Origin of the sequence: Anaerococcus marasmi (genome assembly GCF_900290195.1) — a bacterium.
In the GTDB taxonomy this organism is placed as follows: domain Bacteria; phylum Bacillota; class Clostridia; order Tissierellales; family Peptoniphilaceae; genus Anaerococcus; species Anaerococcus marasmi.
Window position 1 is genome coordinate 72,023 of sequence record NZ_OLMF01000004.1, and the last position, 22,032, is coordinate 94,054.

Here is a 22,032-nt window from a genome sequence, read left to right on the forward strand (position 1 = left end):
TTGAGGAGGAAAAATGAGGAATTTAGATTCGATGATTATAATTATGTATGGGGCAATAGTAGTATTTTTCCTATACAGAGTATATAAACAAATGAAAGATAAGAAAAAGCTTGAAGGAGAAATATCAACATTTAAGAGACCTTCATCTAGCTTTGAGATGATTCTTTTTGCAGTATTAGTTGTAACTGGCGGGGTTAATCTATACGCAGGTTACCAACAGGGAAATAAACAGAGTATGCTCACAGCTCTTGTTATGATTGCTCTTGCAATTGTATTCATGATATCAACAAGGGCCAAGCTAAGTGTAGCAGAAAATGGTATCCTTGCTAATTCTAACTTTAGAACCTACAAGGAAATTAGAAAATGGGGCTTCGATACAGACAATGCTGACCTTATTATGGTTGTCAAAGATAGCAAGGGCGAAAGTCGTGAATCAACTAAGGTTAGAAAAGAAGATATAGAAGAGATCAATAGGCTAATTAGAAAATATAAGTTAGGCAAATAAGCTTGAAATTTCACCAAATAACCGTATCATATAAGAGTTAATTTGAAAGTGATTTGGAGATTTTATGTTATTAGTAATAGATATCGGAAACACTAATACGGTTATAGGTGTTTACGAGAAAGAAAATTTGAAATCAAAATTTAGAGTGGCGACCGACCTCAAAAAGACAAGTGATGAATTGGTTGCTACTTTATTTAATATGCTAGCAATTAAGAAAATCAGTGTAGAAGACATCGAAGATACTATTATGAGCTGTGTCGTACCAGATGTGATGTATAACTGGCAGTCTGCTAATAGGAAGCTCTTTGATAGGGAAGCTATAGTGGTAGACTCTGATACGCCAACCTTTCTTACTATTGAGTACGAAAATCCTAGAGAAGTTGGAGCTGATAGGATTGTAGATGCTGTAGCTGCCTTTAGCAAATATGGAGGACCTACTATAGTCGTAGATATGGGAACTGCCATTACCTTTGATGTAATTACAGAAGATAGGAAGTATCTTGGTGGATCGATTGCTCCAGGTATAAGAATTGCCCAAGATGGACTCTTCGGATCTACTGCCAAGCTACCTAAGATCGAGCTAATGGAGCCAGAATCTGCTATTGGTAAAAATACTTCTGAATCCATCAATGCAGGTATAATTTTCGGCTATATAGGAATGATCGATAATATTATTTCAATCTTGGAAAAAGAAATGGAAGACAAATACGATATAGACGAAAGCGATATAACTGTTGTTGCTACAGGAGGTTTCTCTGAGCTAATCTCAGCATCTAGTAAATTTATAGAAATTATTGAACCTGACTTAATGCTTGAAGGATTGAGACTAATCTATGAGCGAAACAAAAATCTTTAATGAAATAATGCTTGCCCCCATGGCGGGAATTACCGATTCAGCCTTTAGGCAAATCTGCGAAGAAAACGGCTGTGATAAGACCTTTACCGAAATGGTTTCAGTAAACGCTCTTGATTTTAATAATAGGGCGACAGAAGAGATAATGTATACAGCAGATAGTGAGAAAAACTGCAATATTCAGATTTTCGGAAAAGACACAGATATTATCGAAAGAGTCATCAAGGATAAGATAAATCCTAGGGAAGACTTTAAGGAAATAAGCTTTAATATGGGCTGTCCTGCTCCAAAGATATTTAATAATGGCCAGGGCTCAGCCCTTATGAAAGATGTGAAGAAAGTCTATGAGATAGGCAAATGCCTTAAAGAATCCACAGACAAGATTGTTAATGTTAAAATCAGAATGGGCATTGATGATGATTCCATAAACTATATAGAAGTCGGTAAGGCCCTCGAAGATAGCGGAATAGATTACGTCATCCTTCATGGAAGAACTCGTAAGCAACAGTATTCTGGCAAGGCAGATTGGCAGGCTATCAGAAAGCTGAAGGAAACTTTATCGATTCCTGTTATAGCCAACGGTGATGTCTTTAGTGTTAAAGATTATAAAGATATGCTCGATGTGACTGGGGCTGATGGGGTAATGATAGCAAGAGGGGCTATGGGTAATCCCTTTATTTTTAGGCAAATTAAAGATTACATCCAAGGAAAAGAGACTAGTCCCATAAGTTATGAAGAAATACTTGCAACTATAAAAAGACAATATGACCTATCTCTTAAGTACAAGAAGGAAAAGCTTGTAATAAATCAAATGAGAAAGCATGTCGGCTGGTACATCAAAGGCCTACCACAAGCTGCAAGCTATAGGGATAGGGCAAATAAATTAAAAACTAGTGAAGAAATATTTGAATTACTAGAAGAATATAGGAAATTTTTAGAGGATAATTATGACAGAAAATAAAGAAGTAATATTAAGTAAAGAATATTTAGAAAAACTTGAAGATGAACTAGAATATCTTAAGACCAAAAAGCGTCCAGAAATTGCTGAAAAAATCAAAGTAGCAAGAAGCTTCGGTGACCTTTCTGAAAATGCTGACTACGATGAAGCTAAAAACGAACAAGGTGAAGTAGAATCTAGGATTGCCAAGGTTGAAGATATGATCAGAAACGCCAAGACAATCGAAGTTATCGAAAACTCAGATGAAGTTGGCGTTGGAAATACTGTAACAGTTTATGATGAAGAGTTCGACGAAGACTTGGAATATAAAATCGTAGGAACTGCTGAGTCAAATCCACTTGAAGGATTTATTTCTAATGAATCTCCAGTTGGTGCTGCCCTTATCGGAAAAAAGGTAGACGAAAGAGTAGAAGTAAGCACACCAAATGGAAAGATGTATTTTGTAATCAAAAATATTAAGTAAAGGAGAAAACATGGCTGATAACAAAGATTTAAATGAAATGCTACAAATTAAGAGAGACAAGCTAGAAGACCTTAAAAATGAAGGCAAAGATCCTCACAAGATCGTAAACTTTAGGGGTAGAATTGCTTCAAGCCTTATCAAAGATAATTTTGAAAAATATGATGGCGAAAAAGTAAGGATTGCTGGAAGAATTATGGCCAAACGTGGGCATGGAAACATGAGCTTTATGGATATCCAAGATGCAGAAGGTCAAATTCAGATAGTAAACCGTAAAAATGTTATTGGCGATGAGTTCAAACAAGTTAAAAAATACGATATAGGTGATATCGTAGGTATAGAAGGAAAAGTATTTAAGACAAATCAAGGAGAAATCTCAATAGAGACAGAAACTCCACAGCTTATGACCAAATCTCTTCAAATGCTTCCTGAAAAATGGCACGGATTAAAGGACCCTGACCTAAGATACAGACAAAGATACCTAGATCTTATAGTAAATCCAGAAGTAAAAAGCGTATTCGTTCAAAGAAGTCAAATCATATCAGAAATCAGGAGATTTCTTGACGGTCAAGGCTTCCTAGAAGTTGAAACTCCAATCCTAAACACAATAGCAGGAGGAGCCACAGCTCGTCCTTTCACAACTCACCACAATTCACTAAACATAGGCATGTATCTAAGAATTGCTTCAGAGCTATACCTTAAGAGATTAATCGTAGGTGGATTTGATAGAGTATACGAAATAGGAAGAATGTTTAGAAATGAAGGAATGGATGCAACTCACAACCCTGAATTTACAACAATGGAACTTTACCAAGCCTATGGAGATTTCGAAGATATGATGGAAATCACAGAAAACATGGTAGAGCATGTTGCAAGTAAAGTTAAGGGAACAACAGTTGTAGAATTCGATGGCCACGAGATAGAACTAAAGGCTCCTTGGAAGAGAATCTCAATGATAGATGCAGTTAAAGAGCATTCTGGTGTAGACTTTAATGAAATCAAAACTGATGAAGAAGCAATCGCTATTGCTAAAGAAAAGGGAGTAGAAGTAAAGGAAACAAGAGGCGAGATTATAGCAGAATTCTTCGATGAATTTGTTGAAGATAAACTAATCCAACCAACCTTTATCGTTGACTATCCAGTAGAAATTTCACCACTTGCAAAAAGAAAGAACGATGATCCTTCCCTAACATATAGGTTCGAAGCCTTCATCAACGGTGCAGAAATAGCTAACGCCTTCTCAGAGCTAAATGATGCCCTAGATCAAAAACAAAGATTCCTTGATCAAGTTGCTAAAAGAGAAGCAGGCGATGACGAAGCACAAATGATGGACTACGACTTCGTAAATGCCCTAGAAATAGGAATGCCTCCAACAGGTGGACTCGGTATAGGAATCGATAGACTAATCATGATCCTAACAGGTCAACACTCTATAAGAGACGTATTACTCTTCCCAACAATGAAGCCAATAGGACTTGAAAAGGAAGAAAGTGATAAGCAAAAGATTGATTCAATTGACGAAGAAGATGTAGAAATTGACTTTTCTAAAGTACAAATCGAAGATATCTATGAAGATGTAGACTTCGATACCTTCAGCAAATCAGACTTCAGGGCAGTTAAAGTTAAAGATTGTGTAGAAGTACCAAAGAGTAAGAAGCTTTTACAATTCACCCTAGATGATGGAACTGGTGAGGATAGAACAATCCTATCAGGAATTAAGGCTTACTATAATCCAGAAGATCTAGTAGGAAGAACCCTACTTGCTATAGTAAACCTACCTGCAAGAAAGATGATGGGAGTAGAAAGCCAAGGAATGCTACTATCAGCAATCCACGAAGAGGAAGGCGAAGAAAAACTAAACCTAATCATCCTATCAAACAGAATTCCTGCTGGAGCAAAATTATATTAAAAGATCGCGCTAATTATGAAACTGGGGTTTGTAATGAATCCCAGTTTAATTTTTATATTAAGTATGATGGGGCTGTTGCAAAACTATGAATAACCATCGTACCATCGTTAGAAGGTTCTCTTAGGAAATTTTACCTCTCCTGGCCGGTGGGCCGATCGGTGCCTGCCGGATGAAGGAGGCAAAATTGACGTGGAGGTTCTTCTAACGATAATGGTACGATTTATTCATTCTGCAACAGCCCCTTCTACTTTAGACCTATATAACACATCAGAAACCAGATCCAACCAAAAATCTTTTGGACTAAATTATCAAAAGACTGGCAAGGAACTTATGAGTCAAGATGAAATAACTGTAATGGATGGATTTACCAGCCAAGAGGAGTAAGACCTTTTCTATCTGATAAATTCGATATTACAAAGCATAAGAATTACAAGTTGTTGGAAGATTATGATAAGAAAAACTTGTTTTATGTGGAAGAGTATTTAAAGAATAGAGATAAAATAAAAATAAACAGGAACAGTTTGATTACAAGATTATGAATTAAGCTTAGGATAAAAATATTTTTGGTATAATATCTATATATAAACCATGGAGGTAGGCATATGAGGTCTTATGAAAGTAAGGAAGAATTAAAAAATGAGATAAAGAAAACTTTTGAAAAGTATATTTCTGAGTTTGATAATATACCGGAAGAACTAAAAGACAAAAAAGTAGAAGAAGTTGATAGGACACCGGCAGAAAATCTTGCCTATCAAGTAGGTTGGACAACTTTACTCTTAAAATGGGAAGAAGATGAGAAAAAAGGACTGGAAGTTAAAACGCCATCAGATAATTTCAAATGGAATCAACTTGGAGAATTATATAAGTGGTTTACAGATACTTATGCTCATAAATCTTTAAAGGAGCTAAAAGAACAACTAACACAAAATGTAGAAAATATTTGTCTTATGATAGATGAATTAACAGATGAGGAGTTATTTAAACCCCATATGAGAAAATGGGCGGATGAAGCAACAAAAACCGCAACTTGGGAAGTTTATAAATTTATTCATGTAAATACAGTAGCGCCATTTGGAACATTTAGGACTAAGATTAGGAAATGGAAGAAATTAGTTCTATAGATAGAAAGGTATAAATAAGTTTACTTAGGAGGATTTTATGGCAGTTTCAAATATCAAAGTTACATTAAATTGCCCAATAGAAAAAGTATGGGATAAAGTTACTGACCTTCGTGATTTTGGTTGGAGAAGTGATATCAAAGATATCAAAATTATTGATGATAAGAATTTTGTAGAGATTACAAAAGATGGGATAGAAACAAATTTTAAAGTTATAGAATGTACGAAACATCAATGCTGGTCTTTTGAAATTGAAAACGCAAATATAAAAGGAACTTGGATAGGAAAATTTTATTCGAATGGAGATAAAACAACATTAGATTTTACAGAAAATATTATTTCTAAAAAATTTATATTTAAACCTTTTGTAGGACTATATTTAAGAAACCAACAAAAACTGTATTTTAAAGATTTGAAGGAAGTACTTAATTGTGAAGAAGCAAGTCATGTTCAAGTGTTATGAAAATAATGAAATAGATAAATTGGAGTAGCCTATTCATATATTCAGATCTTTTCGAAAGGATAAAACAATGATAGAAAGTAGACCTAAGTTTGATAAAATCACATCGTTTGATGAGTTTAATAAATACTATTGGTATCGTGAAGAACTTTCACAGATATGCAAGTTATTAGGATTAGAATATAGAGGTACAAAACAAGAACTCACTTATATTATTGAGCAGTACTTTAAGGGTGATGTGATTAAAAAGTCATCAATAAAAAACATAAAGAAACAAGTTGATTATATTACTTTAGATATGCCTTTACTTGAGTGTGGATTTTCCTTTAATTCAAAATTCAGAGAATATTTTTCTGTTGTAACAGGTGTTTTGCCTTTCAAATTTACTGCAGATATGGCAACGGCTTGGAGAAAAGTGAAAAGACAAAATGATTTGAGTTTTACAATTCAAGATATGCTCAAAGTTTATTATGGAAAATCAGATTATGCTAAGTATGATAATTCGGTTTGTCAATGGAATCAATTTTTAAAGGATTTTTGTGCAGACGAAATTAGTTGTAACTACTCTAATAAAATACAAGTAGCTGCAATTATTTGGAAAGAAGTCAGAGATTCAAAAAACAAAAAAGTTTATTCACGAAAACTTATAAAAAAATATGAGGATAAAATAGAAGACTATCACAAGTAAACAGAAACTATTTTTTTGAATGAAAAAAATTAATACAGATAGATGTTAGGCGATAGAAATTAAAAAACTCTATCGTCTTTTTTAATACAAGAAAGGAGTTATATATGAAAAATTTAGAGCAAATAAGACAAGAATCAAAAGAAATAAAAGACAAAATTGACGATACAGAAGAGAGATTAAGGCAACTAAAAAATCAAGAGAAAAATATTAAAACAAGACATAATAAAAAGAAGAAAAGAAATAACTCATAGGCTAATAACAAGAAGACCAATCTTAGAAAGCCTTATAGAAAATGCAGAAGAACTAACAGACGAAGAAATAAGAATTCTATTAGAAGAAGCAACAAAGACAAAAGAATTTAAAGAAACACTAAAAATAATAAGAAAAAATTAGGAAAAATAAAATAACCAAATCTTTTTATTAAGAATAATAATAGCAGGACTTGTAATAATGCCATTGCAATGCTAGGGCTTGCGAAGATTGTGGTACTAGTTTCGTATCATTAATATGAAATTAAAAGACCAATTAAAATAATATTACTGATTGTTATTCAAAAATTAGTTAAAAATTATGTTGTTTTTATAGTTTTGTTATATTTACCTCTTATAATAGAATCATTAAAGGAGGAAATTATGTCCGAAAAAGTACTTGAAATAAAAAATTTATGTAAATCTTATGGTAAAAGAAAGATTATAAATGATCTGAATATGACTGTGTTTAAAGGAGATGTTTATGGTTTTCTCGGAGCAAATGGAGAGGGGAAAACAACTACTATTAGAATGATTACATCATTAATTAGGTCTGATTCTGGAGAAATTTTAATAAATGAAAAGTCTGTAATAAAAAATAGAGATCAAGCAATTAAAAATATAGGTGCTATGGTAGAAGCTCCTAAGTTTTATGAAAACCTATCTGGATATGAAAATTTAAAATTAATGTCAAAACTAATTGATGGCACAAGTGATAAAGATATTAATAAATTACTTGAATTAGTAGGTTTAAAAGATAGGAGCAAAGATAAATTTGCCTCATACTCCATGGGTATGAAACAAAGACTTGGCATTGCTAATGCCTTATTAGGCAATCCAGATTTAATAATTTTAGATGAACCTACAAATGGACTAGATCCGTATGGTATGAGGGATATAAATGAACTTATAGTATCTTTGGCAAAAACTTCTAATAAAACATTTATAATCTCATCCCATCTTCTCCATGAAATGGAAGGTATTTGCAATAGAGTTGGAATTTTACATGACGGGAAATTATGTATAGAAGGTGATGTAAAAAAATTAGTTTCAGAAAATAATGTTTCTAATCTTGAAGAACTTTTCTTTGATAAAGTAGGTGGGAAAAATGAAAGCATTAATTATTAATGAATTAGAGAAAATCATTAAATCAAAGATAGGATATGTATTTTTATTGTCAGCCGGACTTTTGATTTGGATGAATATTACCATGTATGATCCAAAAGAAGGCGTTTGGAATATTGATAGTTTTTATACTTTTCCTGCAAGCCTTTTAGATATTTATATGCAAATATTAATATTTTTCATACCAATTTTAGCAAATACCTTAGTCACTAAGAACCTAGTAGCAGGTACAATGAAATTGAGCATATTGAAAGAACCGTCAAGAATTAAAAATCTAGTCAGCAAACAAATCGCCTTTATTATATTTTGTATAATGGCAACCACAATTTTTGTTCTCTTGTGCTATTTATTTGGAATCCTATATTTTAAAAATATGAGTGATTTATCTTTAATAAGACCAGGATTTACAAAAGCTAGTGATTTAATCTATACATTCTTAACTTATGGGAAGATTCTTTTACCAACAATTACCTACGGCTTATTAAGTATGTCAATAGGATTATTTATAGAAAATGTTAGCCTAGCAAATATCATTTCTATTGTTGGTCTTATATTTTTCTTTAATACAAGCATGGGAGAAAAATTTACAATGATAAAAAATGTATCAGCTAATGAATTTAATATTCTAATATTAGCAAGCGGGATATTATTAGCTTTATTTTTAATAATAAGCAATATTTATTTAGAAAAGAAGGATATTTTATATTAGGGTAAGATATGAAAAAATTTATAGATTTTGAGTTATATAAACAAAGGAAAAATAAATTTTATTATCTATTTTTTCTAATAATTTTAATTTCTCATATAGTAAAAGCGAATCAATTTATTCATACGGATATGAATTGGATGTCATTTCCCTTAGTTTCAGTTCCAGATACAGTTTTGTTTTTGGTTTTATTTGTGATTTATATATCCTCAGACTTAACAGCTATAGAGTATGAAAAAGGTCTTATCAAATTACCAATAATGGTAAATGGAGCTCGAAACAATTTAATAAAAGCAAAAATATTAACTATAATCATGTGGCTAATAGCCTTAGTGATTTTTGATATAATATCATCTTTTCTAGTTGGAAAAATAATACTTAATGATGGAACAGTTTTAATTTCTGATGGAAAAGATATTTTGCTTGGAGGAGTAAAGTTAGAGGGAATAAGAGCCTTCGTTAGTGTATTTTTTAGTGAAATTTCTATTATTTTGCCACTAATATGTTTAGCTATGATTATTGTGTATGGTGGTCTTGTTTTAAAAAATGCTTCAAGTGTTATGGGAATGGGCTTTTTATATTATATTCTAAGCTTAATAGGTCCTGAAAAATTAAAATATTTATTTTTAGTAAGACATGTTTATAAAATACCATCTCTATTAATCAAAGGGGAATTTGGTATTGAACTTAGCTTGTATATTGCTACTTCATTAATAGGTATTTTAATCTTATATTTTGTCAATATTTTCTATTTTAAAAGGGTAGAAATATTAAAATAGGAGAGGATAGGATGAGTAGGATTTTAATTGTAGAAGATGAACTTGACTTAGCAAATATAATAAAAGATTATCTAGTAAAAGAGCTATATGAGGTAGAAATTTTTACAGAAGGTGATAAGGCAATAGAAATTTTTGATAAATTTAAGCCGTCCTTAGTAATATTAGATTTAATGCTTCCAGGTATGAATGGTTATGAAATCTGCCAAAATATAAGAATAAAATCTACAATACCGATTTTGATTTTGTCGGCAAAAATTGATGAATTTGATAAGGTAAAGGGACTTAATCTTGGAGCAGATGATTATATTACCAAACCCTTTAGACTAAGAGAATTACTTGCAAGAGTTAATGCTCAACTTAGAAGAAGCCAGGTATTTAATAAGGAAAATCTTGAAATAATAGACATAGAAAATATCAGAATATATACTAAAGAATATAAGGTAGAAAAAAATGGTAGGGATCTTGATTTAAGTAGAAATGAATTTGAACTTTTGGTATTTTTATCTGAAAATCCAAGACAAGTTTTTAGTCGAGAACAACTATATGAGAGAATCTGGGGCTTCGATAGTTATGGAGATTTAAATACTGTAACCGTTACTATAAACAGACTCCGCCAAAAAATCGAAGATAATCCAAAGAATCCAAAGTATATATTAACAGTTTGGGGAGTAGGTTATAAATTTGAAATCTAAATCACTTAAAAAAAACTTAATAGTATTTGTCATATCAATCATTCTAATACCAATTTTATTTTTGTTGGTCTTAGGAATACCAGAAAAAGAACCTAAAAGTATTTTATTATCCATAGCATCAATTTTTTTCTTGATTGCTATAGTAATTGCCATCATATCAACTATATTTTTAGTCTACGTCGATAAGATTATTATAAAGCCTATATATAATTTGCTAGATAATTTTAAAAAGTTATCTAAAGGGGAATATGATTTATATATAGAAAATGATAGGGTGGATGAAATAGGAGAATTATTAGATAATTTTAATAAAATGGTAGCGTCATTAAAATCATATAGGGAAAGAGAAAGCAAAGCAAAGGAAGAAAGAGAAGAGCTGATATCATCTATAAGCCATGATTTATCAACTCCCATATCTGTAATACAAGCCCACATAGATGGAATAAGTGACGGAGTTGCTGATAGCCAAGAAAAAAAAGACGAATATATAAGGATAATAAACAAAAAGATCAAACAATTGAATAATCGAATCAAACAACTAAAAGACTATTCATCACTTGGTATATATGACATAGAAATAAATAATATCAGAGCTAGAGAATCTTTGGATAGAATTGTAGATGAATTAAATAAATCATTTACAATTGAAATAGAAAATTTATTTTATCAAAATGATATAAATGAAAGTACAGTGATAGGTTTATCTGACAGGATGCTTGAAATCATATTAGAAAATTTGTTTTCAAATTCTATAAAATATAGAGGAGAAAATCCATTGGAAATTGATATAGTTGCAAAAGAAAACCCAGATACAATTATAATAGAATTTAAAGACAATGGAAAGGGCATAGAGAAATCAGAATTAGATAAGATTTTTAATCCATTGTACACAGTGGATAAAGCTAGGACGACTGATAAAGAATCAATGGGATTAGGCTTATCAATAGTAAAAAAAATACTTAATAATGCTGGAGGAGACATAGGGGTAAGAAGTGAGTTTGGACAATATACAGTATTTTTTATAGAGATACCTATAGCTCGCAAAATCGAAATGTGTGTGAAATAAATAGGATAAATAACCTAGGCGTTAGAAATTAAAAACTCTATCTTCTTTTTTTTATATTAAGCATGGTACTACGTTATTAAACGTGGTTTCTACTTTAGACCTAGATAACACATAAGAAACAAGATCAAATCAAAAATCTTTTAGTCTAAATTACCAAAAAACTGGTAATGAACTTATGAGTCAAGATGAAATAACTGCAATGGATGGTGGTAAGTGTATTTATCAGTTAAGAGGAGTAAGACCTTTTATATCTGATAAATTTGATATTACAAAGCATAAGAATTACAAGTCATTGAAAGATTATGATAAGAAACTTGTTTGTTGTGGAAGAGTATTTAACAAATAGAGATAAGGTAAAGTTAAAATCAAGTTATAAAATAAATAGGTTAAACATGTAAATAGAAATTTAGAAACACAAAAACGTAGTAACGATCGCACAAATGGCTTATATATGATAAGATAATAATATATTATGATGACTATGCAAGTTTAAATGAGTTATTGGTGCTTGCAAATATTGAAAGCTATAATGCAATTCTTATTGGTAAAGGTACAGATCAAAAAGAAAGAATGATATAGCTAAGAAATCTTGCTAGAACACAATTGATGTCACTTAAAAAAATTGGTGAAAGTGATATTAAAAAAAAAGAGGGAAAGAAATAATAATTTTCAAATAAAAAGCACATCAGTTACCGAATAAATATATATTTAAGGTGAAAGTAATGAATGTTAGAGAAATGAATATTAATGATATTAATAAAGTTATTGACCTGTATATTAAATATTATAATAAAATTGAAAAGTCTTGTTGGTCAGAAAAAACAGCTTTTAAAAGAATACATCAAGTATTAACCATGGAGGATTCATTTTCATTAATTTTGGAAGATAATGAAAACAAAGCCATGGGTTTTGTTATGGGATATTTTAAGCAATATGATGATATTGTGGGGTATACTCTTGAAGAAATTATAATTGAATATGACGAACAAAATAAAGGTTATGGAAGTAAACTTTTAAAGGCGATTGAGGAATTAGCTGTGAAGGAGGGGGCGGCCTGTATTGAATTACAAGCAGTTAACGACAAGATGCATTCCCATTTTTATGGTAAAGCAGGTTACTTAGATTCTGAGAGCTTTGTAAATAAAGTAAAGTGGCTTGACTAACATTCGATAGAATTAGCATCCATCAGCTTAAAAAAATCATTGAGTTCCAGAACTGTTGTCATTTACTAAGATTTTACACCCGGAGTAAGACCTTTTATATCTGATAAATTTGATATTACAAAGCATAAGAATTACAAGTCATTGGAATATTATGATAAGAAACTTGTTTGTTGTGGAAGAGTATTTAACAAATAGAGATAAGGGAAAGTTAAAATCAAGATATAAAATAAATAGGTTAAACATATAAATAGAAATTTAGAAACACAAAGACGTCGTAACGATTACACAAATAGCTTATATATGATAAGTTAATGATATATTATGATGACTATGCTGATCATTCTTTAGACATCATCTTTGAGTATTATCCAATCTGGTCAAACACATAGGGTGGGGCTATATGCCACGCATTATTTTGTATATTTATTTAGAGAAAGGGCGTAGGTTATGAAAAAAAATTTTAAAAATTTTTATTTTTCTTGAAATAATACTCTTCGCATATATTTTTAATACTTCTATTTACAACATTTACGAAAAGAATAACATTTCTTCCGAGAATTTGAAGGGTATGTTTTAGAAGAAACTTCTCCAGAAATTCTCGACAAATTTTATACAATATTTACAGAAGAATATTCTCAAAACAAATTAGAACTTATTAATATTACGCTCACTTCTACAGATAAATCCTTTTATGATTTATATTGCTATCCAGTAGAAAGGATATAAAATAGAAGGAACACTATATTTATGATATAATTAAAGCAGTTAAGAGGTCAAAGAGGTGCTTGTATGAATAAGAAAAATAACATAGATAGAGTTCATGATGATGTTTTTAATAGTATAAAAACATTAATGGATAAGGCAAGAAATGAAGTCGCAAGAGAAGTCAATAATATTTTGGTGCAAACTTACTGGGAGATTGGACGTATCATTGTAGAAGATGAGCAAGGTCATTCAGAAAGAGCCGAGTATGGTAAAGAGCTTATAAATGACTTATCTAGACAACTTACAAAGGAGTATGGTAAAGGATTTTCTAAGTCTAATTTATTTAATATGAGAAACCTATATTTATCCTATCCAATATTCCAGACACTGTCTGGAAAATTGACCTGGTCACATTATTGTGAACTTTTATCCATTAGCGATGAGAAAAAGCGAAGTTTTTATGAAAAAGAAAGCATCAACGCAAATTGGTCGGTAAGAGAACTTAAAAGACAAATTAAAACATCGCTTTTTGAAAGATTGCTCTTATCATCAGGAGAAGAGAACAAAGAAAAAGTCCTAGACCTAGCTTTAAAGGGTAATGAAATAAATAAGGCAGCAGACCTTGTAAAAGATCCTTATGTATTTGAATTTTTAGGCTTGCCAGAAGAAAAGCCAATGATGGAAAGTGATTTAGAAAAAGCACTCATAGATCATATCGAAAGATTCTTGCTAGAACTTGGCAAGGGGTTTATGTATGTAGGTAGTCAGCAAAGGGTAACCCTAGGCAACACTCACTATTACGTAGACATGGTATTTTATAATAAAATATTAAGGTCTTATGTCTTAATCGAACTAAAAACAAGCAAGCTGATGCCGGAAGCAGTAGGTCAAATAAATATGTATCTCAATTATTATAAGGCAGAAGTCAATGACGAGATGGACAATGAACCAATAGGAATAATCCTTTGTACAGATAAGGACGGAGTCCAAGCAGAATACGCATTAGGGAATTTATCAAATAAAATATTCGCATCAAAATACACCTTGTATATACCAGACAGGGAAGAGCTTGAAGAACAAGTAGAAAAAGTTATTAAAAAATATAATGAAAAATAAAATATAAATTATAAGGAGAAGTAGAGAAAAAATTTACTTCTTTTTTTATTGCAAAGAGGATTAGAATGGCAGCAAACAAAAGATATTATTGGATAAAACAAAAAGAAGAATTTTTCACAGACAAGAGGATAAAAAGATTAAGAAGAATATCGGGAGAAGATACCTACACGATAATCTACCTCAAACTTCTACTACTAAGCCTAAAAGATGATGGCAAAGAAACTGTAGCAGCAATTGACCAAGAAGATGTAGAAATTGACTTTTCTAAAGTACAAATCGAAGATATCTACGAAGATGTAGACTTTGATACCTTTAGCAAATCAGACTTCAGGGCAGTTAAAGTTAAAGATTGTGTAGAAGTACCAAAGAGTAAGAAGCTTTTACAATTCACCCTAGATGATGGAACTGGTGAGGATAGAACAATCCTATCAGGAATTAAGGATTACTATAATCCAGAAGATCTAGTAGGAAGAACTCTACTTGCTATAGTAAACCTACCTCCAAGAAAGATGATGGGAGTAGAAAGCCAAGGAATGCTATTATCAGCAGTCCACGAAGAAGAAGGCGAAGAAAAACTAAACCTAATCATCCTATCAAACAGAATTACTGGTGGAGCAAAATTATATTAAAAGAACACGCTAATTATTAAACTGGGGTTTGTTATGAATCCCAGTTTAATTTTATATTAAGTATGATGGGGCTGTTGCAAAACTATGAATAACCATCGTACCATCGTTAGAAGGTTCTCTTAGGAAATTTTACCTCTCCTGGCCGGTGGGCCGATCGGTGCCTGCCGGATGAAGGAGGCAAAATTGACGTGGAGGTTCTTCTAACGATAATGGTACGATTTATTCATTCTGCAACAGCCCCTTCTACTTTAGACCTATATAACACATCAGAAACCAGATCCAACCAAAAATCTTTTGGACTAAATTATCAAAAGACTGGCAAGGAACTTATGAGTCAAGATGAAATAACTGTAATGGATGGATTTACCAGCCAAGAGGAGTAAGACCTTTTCTATCTGATAAATTCGATATTACAAAGCATAAGAATTACAAGTTGTTGGAAGATTATGATAAGAAAAACTTGTTTTATGTGGAAGAGTATTTAAAGAATAGAGATAAAATAAAAATAAACAGGAACAGTTTGATTACAAGATTATGAATTAAGCTTAGGATAAAAATATTTTTGGTATAATATCTATATATAAACCATGGAGGTAGGCATATGAGGTCTTATGAAAGTAAGGAAGAATTAAAAAATGAGATAAAGAAAACTTTTGAAAAGTATATTTCTGAGTTTGATAATATACCGGAAGAACTAAAAGACAAAAAAGTAGAAGAAGTTGATAGGACACCGGCAGAAAATCTTGCCTATCAAGTAGGTTGGACAACTTTACTCTTAAAATGGGAAGAAGATGAGAAAAAAGGACTGGAAGTTAAAACGCCATCAGATAATTTCAAATGGAATCAACTTGGAGAATTATATAAGTGGTTTACAGATACTTATGCTCATAAATCTTTAAAGGAGCTAAAAGAACAACTAACACAAAATGTAGAAAATATTTGTCTTATGATAGATGAATTAACAGATGAGGAGTTATTTAAACCCCATATGAGAAAATGGGCGGATGAAGCAACAAAAACCGCAACTTGGGAAGTTTATAAATTTATTCATGTAAATACAGTAGCGCCATTTGGAACATTTAGGACTAAGATTAGGAAATGGAAGAAATTAGTTCTATAGATAGAAAGGTATAAATAAGTTTACTTAGGAGGATTTTATGGCAGTTTCAAATATCAAAGTTACATTAAATTGCCCAATAGAAAAAGTATGGGATAAAGTTACTGACCTTCGTGATTTTGGTTGGAGAAGTGATATCAAAGATATCAAAATTATTGATGATAAGAATTTTGTAGAGATTACAAAAGATGGGATAGAAACAAATTTTAAAGTTATAGAATGTACGAAACATCAATGCTGGTCTTTTGAAATTGAAAACGCAAATATAAAAGGAACTTGGATAGGAAAATTTTATTCGAATGGAGATAAAACAACATTAGATTTTACAGAAAATATTATTTCTAAAAAATTTATATTTAAACTTTTTGTAGGATTATATTTAAGAAACCAACAAAAACTGTATTTTAAAGATTTGAAGGAAGTACTTAATTGTGAAGAAGCAAGTCATGTTCAAGTGTTATGAAAATAATGAAATAGATAAATTGGAGTAGCCTATTCATATATTTAGATCTTTTCGAAAGGATAAAACAATGATAGGAAGTAGACCTAAGTTTGATAAAATCACATCGTTTGATGAGTTTAATAAATACTATTGGTATCGTGAAGAACTTTCACAGATATGCAAGTTATTAGGATTAGAATATAGAGGTACAAAACAAGAACTCACTTATATTATTGAGCAGTACTTTAAGGGTGATGTGATTAAAAAGTCATCAATAAAAAACATAAAGAAACAAGTTGATTATATTACTTTAGATATGCCTTTACTTGAGTGTGGATTTTCCTTTAATTCAAAATTCAGAGAATATTTTTCTGTTGTAACAGGTGTTTTGCCTTTCAAATTTACTGCAGATATGGCAACGGCTTGGAGAAAAGTAAAAAGAGAAAATGATTTGAGTTTTACAATTCAAGATATGCTCAAAGTTTATTATGGAAAATCAGATTATGCTAAGTATGATAATTCGGTTTGTCAATGGAATCAATTTTTAAAGGATTTTTGTGCAGACGAAAATAGTTGTAACTACTCTAATAAAATACAAGTAGCTGCAATTCTTTGGAAAGAAGTCAGAGATTCAAAAAACAAAAAAGTTTATTCACGAGAACTTATAAAAAAATATGAGGATAAAATAGAAGACTATCACATGTAGACAGAAACTATTTTTTTGAATGAAAAAAATTAATACAGATAGATGTTAGGCGATAGAAACTAAAAAACTCTATCGTCTTTTTTAATACAAGAAAGGAGTTATCTATGAAAAAATTAGAACAAATAAGACAAGAGTCAAAAGAAATAAAAGATAAAATAGATGATACAGAAGAAAGATTAAGGCAACTAAAAAATCAAGAAAAGAAGATATTAAAACAAGACATAGTAAAAAAAAAAGAAAGAACTCATAGACTCATAACAAGAGGAGCAATCTTAGAAAGCCTTATAGAAAATGCAGAAGAACTAACAGATGAAGAAATCAAAATCCTATTAGAAGAAGCAACAAAGACAAAAGAATTCAAAGAAACACTAAAAATAATGAGAGAAAATTAATAAAAATAAAGGGTGTTGTAAATAATCAAATCTCCCTTAGATTTTCTAAGGGCGCAATTATACAGCTATCAGAGATTGATGCATTGCGTTCTCCGAAGGCTCATAATCGGAGGGCTGTGATTTGTGCGATCAATGAGCCAAACGGATATACTTGCATATTCACTCGCCGAATGCCCCAACAGCCGACAGAATGTCGGCTTCCGCAGTCATGGTCTGCTCCAAATCAAACACGGACGCTACGCTTCCCCTGCGCTGGCTGCCGCCAGCCACCCTTTGAAAGGAAAAATTTTTATAAACAGTATTTACTACGAAGTTTACCAATAAAATATTATTTTAAGAGATCTAAGCTTAAAAACAAATTAGTTGACGCATCAACTAATTTGTGATATACTTCAGTTATTCTTAAAAGTGAGGTAAGAGTAATGAAATATAAACGTTATATTTTCCCTATATTGATGGGGAGTACAATGAGTTGTATTATGTCTCAGATGAATACTGGAAAAATTGTTTTTCCGTCTATACTTGCAATGATGTTATTACAATCTATAGTTGCAAGTATAGCATCTTTGATTTTTCCGGCTGGACTTATAGGTGCAAAAGTAACAGAGAAACTATATACTGGAAAATCATATATTGTTTTTTTAGTTTTTTCATCAATAATTCCAGCGATATATTTTACTGCAATTATGTCTATAAGCGGATTGTTAAGAATGAAGGGATATGATGAGAATTTCTGGAAAATATATTTTTCCTCATTTCCTATTAATGTTGTATTTGGATATTTTTCTAGTATTTTTTGGAATGTGATATTGGACAAATTTTTAAGAAGAAAAGAGGCATAAAGTGAACAAAAGCATTGGAAAACTTATAACTTATTTATCAAGATGTATTCAGCAAGAATTAAAAAATGTAGTTGTTCCATTTGATATAAGTGTCGGAGAAGAGCCTTATTACATGGCACTTACAAAACAGGATGGATTGACTCAGGATGAATTAACAAAACTTGTGAAAGTAGATAAGGCTGCTACGACTCGAATGGTTAAATCATTAGAGCAAAAGGGATATATCACACGAGAAACAGACCCTAAAGATAAGAGAAACAAAAAAATATATCTTACAGAAAGGGGACGATTAAAATATGAACCTTTAAGTAGAGCATTAAAAGAATTTAATCAGAAGTTAACATCAGAATGGACAGATGAACAATATAAAATCGTTTATCAAAGTCTGGAAATGCTACAAAAAAAATTTGAGATTGATAATAAATAAGTTTTAATTTATTGCTCCTCTTCACATCGGGTCAACTTGCCACTAACTTTCACAACTAAATACCCACCGCTAAAACAGCGGCACACCAAGCAGGAAATCTGAAAAAGGTCTCCTGGTATGGATACAATAAATAATAAGTAATCATAGGAGGATTTTAAATTAGCTAGACACTACGAAGAAGACTTCAAAAGGCAAATAGTAGAAATCTTTAATCAAGGTAACAACACATATAAAAAATTGGGAGAAGAATACGATATAGCACCGTCAATAATCAGAGTATGTTTATTGGAAAATAACCTAAGGGTTAATGGATCATTAGGTTACTTGACACCAGTTAAATATAGGCAATCAAGATTAACTAGTAGTTATTAGTTAATCTAAAATTAGTACGTTCGATTTTAGATTGTACAAATAGGTGTTGACAATCCACAATAAGCTGAAAAACGATTAGAAATAAAAATCTATTCGTTTTTTTATTTTAAGAAATGATACAAATGGCAATTAAAAGAATAAAGTTAAGTATTGAAGAACAGATCGAAAAGAAAGAAGAAAGCATTAAGCAATTAAAAAATCAAAAAATACAGCTGAAGAAAAAACTTAATGAGCAAGAAAGAAAAGCAAGAAACAAAAGACTTATAGAAAAAGGTGCAGTGTTTGAAAGTGTTTTTGAAGAAAGTATTAATTTAACAATAGATGAATTTTATAAGTTAATAAAAATGTTAAATGATGAAGAAATAAGATTAAACATGATGGAAATTTTAGGAGAAAGAATAGATGATAATGCAGGAAAATCATCTAAATATGAAATAACATAATTGTCCCTTGGTTACAAGGGCGCAATTATACACCCTAAAGGGTGCTTGCGTCCTGCGGAGCCAAACCCTTGCAGGGAGCAACAACCATTCGCTTTTTAAAAGTCAAGGGTAAATAAACTCGCTAAGGCTCGCCCTTGACTTTTAAAATTTGAAATGAACAAAACAATTAAGCCGACATACTGAAACAACAAAAATTAATTCAGTAGTCGGCTTTTTCTATTCTATCATTTCAAAACGCTCATTCACAAAGAGGATATAAAAATCTATTAAGCCTCCACCTAAAACAACAAAAAAAGAAAGGAAGTGATAAAAAATGACAGACAGTTTTCATTTTTCAGTAAACATAATATCAAGAGGAAAAGGGAAAAGTGCAGTAGCAAGTGCAGCATATATAAGTGGAGAAAAAATAAAAAATGAATTGGACGGAGTAACCCATGACTATACAAGAAAAGAAAAAGTATAAGTAAAAAATATGATATTGCCTGATCATATATCAAAAGAATTTGATGATGGGTCGGCCTTATGGGATAAGGTAGAAATGGCAGAAAAAAATTCTAATGCACAACTAGCAAGACAATTCATAATAGGACTACCAAAAGAATTAACTTTAAGTGAAAATAAAAACTCAGTTGAAAGATTCATAAAAGAAAATCTAACATCACAAGGAATGATAGTAGATTATGCAATTCATTATGAGAGTCAAGATAAAAATGGAAATATCCATTGTCATATAATGACCATAATGCGACCCATAAACGAAAAAGGAGAGTTCTTAGCAAAGTCAAAAAAAGAATATATACTAGATGAAAAAGGAGAAAAGATTTTAAACAAAAATGGAAAACCAAAGACAAGAAAAGTAGAACTAACAACATTGAACGATAAAGACAATGTAGAAAAATGGAGAGAAAAATTTTCAGACCTTTGCAACGAATACCTAGATAAAAACAAGATAAAAATAAGAGTAGACCATAGGAGTTTTAAAAGACAAAATTCTGATTATCTACCGACAATCCATTTAGGATCAGCAGCAAGTGCAATGGAAAGAAAGGGAATAGAAACTGACAAGGGAAACTATAATAGAGAAATAAGAAAATATAATGACCTTGTAAAAATAATAAAAGAAGAGATAAAAACATTAAAGGGTTGGATAGGGAATTTATTAGATACCTATCTACTGTTTATGAAAAATTTAAGGATATAGAAAGAGATAAGATAATAGACAACCCTAAACTTTTCAATTTAACAAATTATCTATTAACTTATTCAGAAATTCAAAAAGAAAAAAGTAAATATTTAAAAAGATATGCAAAAGCCAATAAAGAAAAATATGACTTTAAGAAGCTAACAAGTGCATATAGTTATTTAAGAAAAAATGACATAGAAACCATAGGTCAGTTACAAACAAAAATAGAAGTTTTAAAGTTTAATAGTTACAAACTAAATAAAAAAGCAAAGACAATCCATAAAGAAATGGAAGATGTAGAAAAGAAAATTCTATACTATGAAATCTACAAAGCCAAAAAAAGAATTTTATAAAGAATATCAAAAGAAAAATATATTCAGAAAAGAAGCATTTTATAATAAACATAAGAAAGATATAGACCAATATAAAGTAGTAAGTGGGAAACTAAAAAACTCCTATCAGATAAGGAAAAAATAAGTTCTAAAAAGTGGAATGAAGAAAAATTCTTTTAATGGCGAATCTTGAAGAAATAAATAAAGAAAAAGACAAGATAAAAGATGAATACCAGGAAATTAATCATATAAAATATTAGTAGATTTTGTAAACAAAGAACTTGGCATAGATTTATCCATAGAAATAGATAAGCTAATAAAACAAGGTGAAAAACCAAGTGTAATAGCACAGATTAAAAAATTCCAAGACCAAGTTAATAAAGATAATGAATACAGAGAAATGATGAAAAACAAGAAAATGAATCAAGAAAGATAAGACATTGTAAAAATATCTTATCCAAGCTATAATATAACCAAGAAAATAAAGGCAGATCTAGGAGGTAATAGAGATGAATAAAAGACAAGAGCTAATAGATGAACTCATAAAAGCAGATCAAGACGGAACATACAAAACCTATAAAAGCACAGAAGAAATA

Annotated in this window: 23 protein-coding genes and 7 pseudogenes; all 30 read left to right on the forward strand. The window is 30.7% G+C overall.

From position 1 onward, the window contains the following. Positions 1 to 13: 13 nt before the first annotated feature. The 30 genes and pseudogenes from C7D97_RS00385 (at position 14) to mobQ (ending at position 21,872) form a co-directional block, all read left to right on the forward strand. Entirely contained in the window at positions 14 to 505 is a 492-nt protein-coding gene (locus tag C7D97_RS00385) for a DUF5673 domain-containing protein (protein WP_105300247.1), read from the forward strand. 64 nt (positions 506 to 569) lie between these two features. Further along, positions 570 to 1,361, forward strand: coding sequence for a type III pantothenate kinase (locus tag C7D97_RS00390; protein WP_105300248.1), 792 nt, complete (start codon positions 570 to 572; stop codon positions 1,359 to 1,361). Continuing rightward, the gene (dusB, locus tag C7D97_RS00395; RefSeq protein WP_105300249.1) at positions 1,339 to 2,319 is read left to right on the forward strand and encodes a tRNA dihydrouridine synthase DusB; all 981 of its coding nucleotides are present in this window, start codon (positions 1,339 to 1,341) and stop codon (positions 2,317 to 2,319) included. The genes C7D97_RS00390 and dusB overlap by 23 nt, the downstream gene beginning before the upstream one ends. Next, a complete protein-coding gene (gene greA, locus C7D97_RS00400; RefSeq protein WP_015777579.1) occupies positions 2,306 to 2,779 on the forward strand; it encodes a transcription elongation factor GreA in 474 nt (157 codons plus the stop codon). The genes dusB and greA overlap by 14 nt, the downstream gene beginning before the upstream one ends. 10 nt (positions 2,780 to 2,789) lie before the next feature. After that, a complete protein-coding gene (gene lysS, locus C7D97_RS00405) occupies positions 2,790 to 4,685 on the forward strand; it encodes a lysine--tRNA ligase (RefSeq protein WP_105300250.1) in 1,896 nt (631 codons plus the stop codon). Between the two features lie 246 nt (positions 4,686 to 4,931). Next, positions 4,932 to 5,224, forward strand: a pseudogene (locus C7D97_RS10625) (VirD4-like conjugal transfer protein, CD1115 family); the annotation flags it as partial. 63 nt (positions 5,225 to 5,287) lie between these two features. Further along, the gene (locus tag C7D97_RS00410) at positions 5,288 to 5,806 is read left to right on the forward strand and encodes a ClbS/DfsB family four-helix bundle protein (protein WP_105300251.1); all 519 of its coding nucleotides are present in this window, start codon (positions 5,288 to 5,290) and stop codon (positions 5,804 to 5,806) included. Positions 5,807 to 5,843: 37 nt separating this feature from the next. Beyond that, positions 5,844 to 6,266 carry an SRPBCC family protein gene (locus tag C7D97_RS00415; protein WP_105300252.1) on the forward strand — a complete coding sequence of 141 codons (423 nt, stop codon included), beginning with the start codon at positions 5,844 to 5,846 and terminating at the stop codon, positions 6,264 to 6,266. A gap of 67 nt (positions 6,267 to 6,333) precedes the next feature. Beyond that, positions 6,334 to 6,951: an SAP domain-containing protein gene (locus C7D97_RS00420; protein WP_105300253.1), complete on the forward strand. Its 618-nt coding sequence runs from the start codon at positions 6,334 to 6,336 to the stop codon at positions 6,949 to 6,951. A 104-nt stretch (positions 6,952 to 7,055) separates the two neighbouring features. After that, positions 7,056 to 7,344: pseudogene (locus tag C7D97_RS00425) on the forward strand (DUF3847 domain-containing protein). A 239-nt stretch (positions 7,345 to 7,583) separates the two neighbouring features. Further along, complete coding sequence (locus tag C7D97_RS00430; protein ID WP_105300254.1) at positions 7,584 to 8,327, forward strand: ABC transporter ATP-binding protein; 744 nt, start codon at positions 7,584 to 7,586, stop codon at positions 8,325 to 8,327. Further along, positions 8,308 to 9,033, forward strand: coding sequence for a hypothetical protein (locus C7D97_RS00435; protein ID WP_105300255.1), 726 nt, complete (start codon positions 8,308 to 8,310; stop codon positions 9,031 to 9,033). Before C7D97_RS00430 ends, C7D97_RS00435 begins: the two co-directional genes overlap by 20 nt. A gap of 8 nt (positions 9,034 to 9,041) precedes the next feature. Further along, positions 9,042 to 9,809 carry a hypothetical protein gene (locus C7D97_RS00440; protein WP_105300256.1) on the forward strand — a complete coding sequence of 256 codons (768 nt, stop codon included), beginning with the start codon at positions 9,042 to 9,044 and terminating at the stop codon, positions 9,807 to 9,809. An 11-nt stretch (positions 9,810 to 9,820) separates the two neighbouring features. After that, positions 9,821 to 10,501, forward strand: a complete 681-nt coding sequence (locus C7D97_RS00445) for a response regulator transcription factor (protein WP_105300257.1) — start codon at positions 9,821 to 9,823, stop codon at positions 10,499 to 10,501. Beyond that, positions 10,491 to 11,567, forward strand: coding sequence for a sensor histidine kinase (locus C7D97_RS00450; RefSeq protein ID WP_105300258.1), 1,077 nt, complete (start codon positions 10,491 to 10,493; stop codon positions 11,565 to 11,567). The genes C7D97_RS00445 and C7D97_RS00450 overlap by 11 nt, the downstream gene beginning before the upstream one ends. Positions 11,568 to 11,658: 91 nt before the next feature. Continuing rightward, positions 11,659 to 11,965 (forward strand): annotated as a pseudogene (locus C7D97_RS00455) (VirD4-like conjugal transfer protein, CD1115 family); the annotation flags it as partial. A gap of 79 nt (positions 11,966 to 12,044) precedes the next feature. Then, a pseudogene (locus C7D97_RS10630) lies at positions 12,045 to 12,230 on the forward strand (KilA-N domain-containing protein); the annotation flags it as partial. Positions 12,231 to 12,289: 59 nt separating this feature from the next. Next, positions 12,290 to 12,730: a GNAT family N-acetyltransferase gene (locus C7D97_RS00465; RefSeq protein ID WP_105300259.1), complete on the forward strand. Its 441-nt coding sequence runs from the start codon at positions 12,290 to 12,292 to the stop codon at positions 12,728 to 12,730. Positions 12,731 to 12,811: 81 nt separating this feature from the next. Next, a pseudogene (locus tag C7D97_RS10635) lies at positions 12,812 to 12,977 on the forward strand (conjugal transfer protein); the annotation flags it as partial. Positions 12,978 to 13,519: 542 nt separating this feature from the next. Then, the gene (locus C7D97_RS00475; RefSeq protein WP_105300260.1) at positions 13,520 to 14,551 is read left to right on the forward strand and encodes a PDDEXK nuclease domain-containing protein; all 1,032 of its coding nucleotides are present in this window, start codon (positions 13,520 to 13,522) and stop codon (positions 14,549 to 14,551) included. A 65-nt stretch (positions 14,552 to 14,616) separates the two neighbouring features. After that, a complete protein-coding gene (locus C7D97_RS00480) occupies positions 14,617 to 15,180 on the forward strand; it encodes a phage replisome organizer N-terminal domain-containing protein (protein WP_105300261.1) in 564 nt (187 codons plus the stop codon). Positions 15,181 to 15,425: 245 nt separating this feature from the next. After that, positions 15,426 to 15,718, forward strand: a pseudogene (locus tag C7D97_RS10640) (VirD4-like conjugal transfer protein, CD1115 family); the annotation flags it as partial. 63 nt (positions 15,719 to 15,781) lie between these two features. Then, positions 15,782 to 16,300 carry a ClbS/DfsB family four-helix bundle protein gene (locus C7D97_RS00485; RefSeq protein ID WP_105300251.1) on the forward strand — a complete coding sequence of 173 codons (519 nt, stop codon included), beginning with the start codon at positions 15,782 to 15,784 and terminating at the stop codon, positions 16,298 to 16,300. Positions 16,301 to 16,337: 37 nt separating this feature from the next. Beyond that, complete coding sequence (locus C7D97_RS00490; protein WP_105300262.1) at positions 16,338 to 16,760, forward strand: polyketide cyclase; 423 nt, start codon at positions 16,338 to 16,340, stop codon at positions 16,758 to 16,760. Positions 16,761 to 16,827: 67 nt separating this feature from the next. After that, complete coding sequence (locus C7D97_RS00495; RefSeq protein WP_105300263.1) at positions 16,828 to 17,445, forward strand: SAP domain-containing protein; 618 nt, start codon at positions 16,828 to 16,830, stop codon at positions 17,443 to 17,445. A 104-nt stretch (positions 17,446 to 17,549) separates the two neighbouring features. Next, the gene (locus tag C7D97_RS00500) at positions 17,550 to 17,837 is read left to right on the forward strand and encodes a DUF3847 domain-containing protein (RefSeq protein WP_105300264.1); all 288 of its coding nucleotides are present in this window, start codon (positions 17,550 to 17,552) and stop codon (positions 17,835 to 17,837) included. A 422-nt stretch (positions 17,838 to 18,259) separates the two neighbouring features. Beyond that, positions 18,260 to 18,679 (forward strand): hypothetical protein, encoded by a 420-nt coding sequence (locus tag C7D97_RS00505; protein WP_005398221.1) that lies wholly within the window; start codon positions 18,260 to 18,262, stop codon positions 18,677 to 18,679. A 1-nt stretch (position 18,680) separates the two neighbouring features. Continuing rightward, complete coding sequence (locus C7D97_RS00510; RefSeq protein WP_002840511.1) at positions 18,681 to 19,106, forward strand: MarR family winged helix-turn-helix transcriptional regulator; 426 nt, start codon at positions 18,681 to 18,683, stop codon at positions 19,104 to 19,106. Between the two features lie 494 nt (positions 19,107 to 19,600). Continuing rightward, the gene (locus C7D97_RS00515) at positions 19,601 to 19,921 is read left to right on the forward strand and encodes a DUF3847 domain-containing protein (RefSeq protein ID WP_205408041.1); all 321 of its coding nucleotides are present in this window, start codon (positions 19,601 to 19,603) and stop codon (positions 19,919 to 19,921) included. Between the two features lie 313 nt (positions 19,922 to 20,234). After that, positions 20,235 to 21,872, forward strand: a pseudogene (gene mobQ, locus C7D97_RS00525) (MobQ family relaxase). The last annotated feature ends 160 nt before the right edge of the window (positions 21,873 to 22,032 follow it).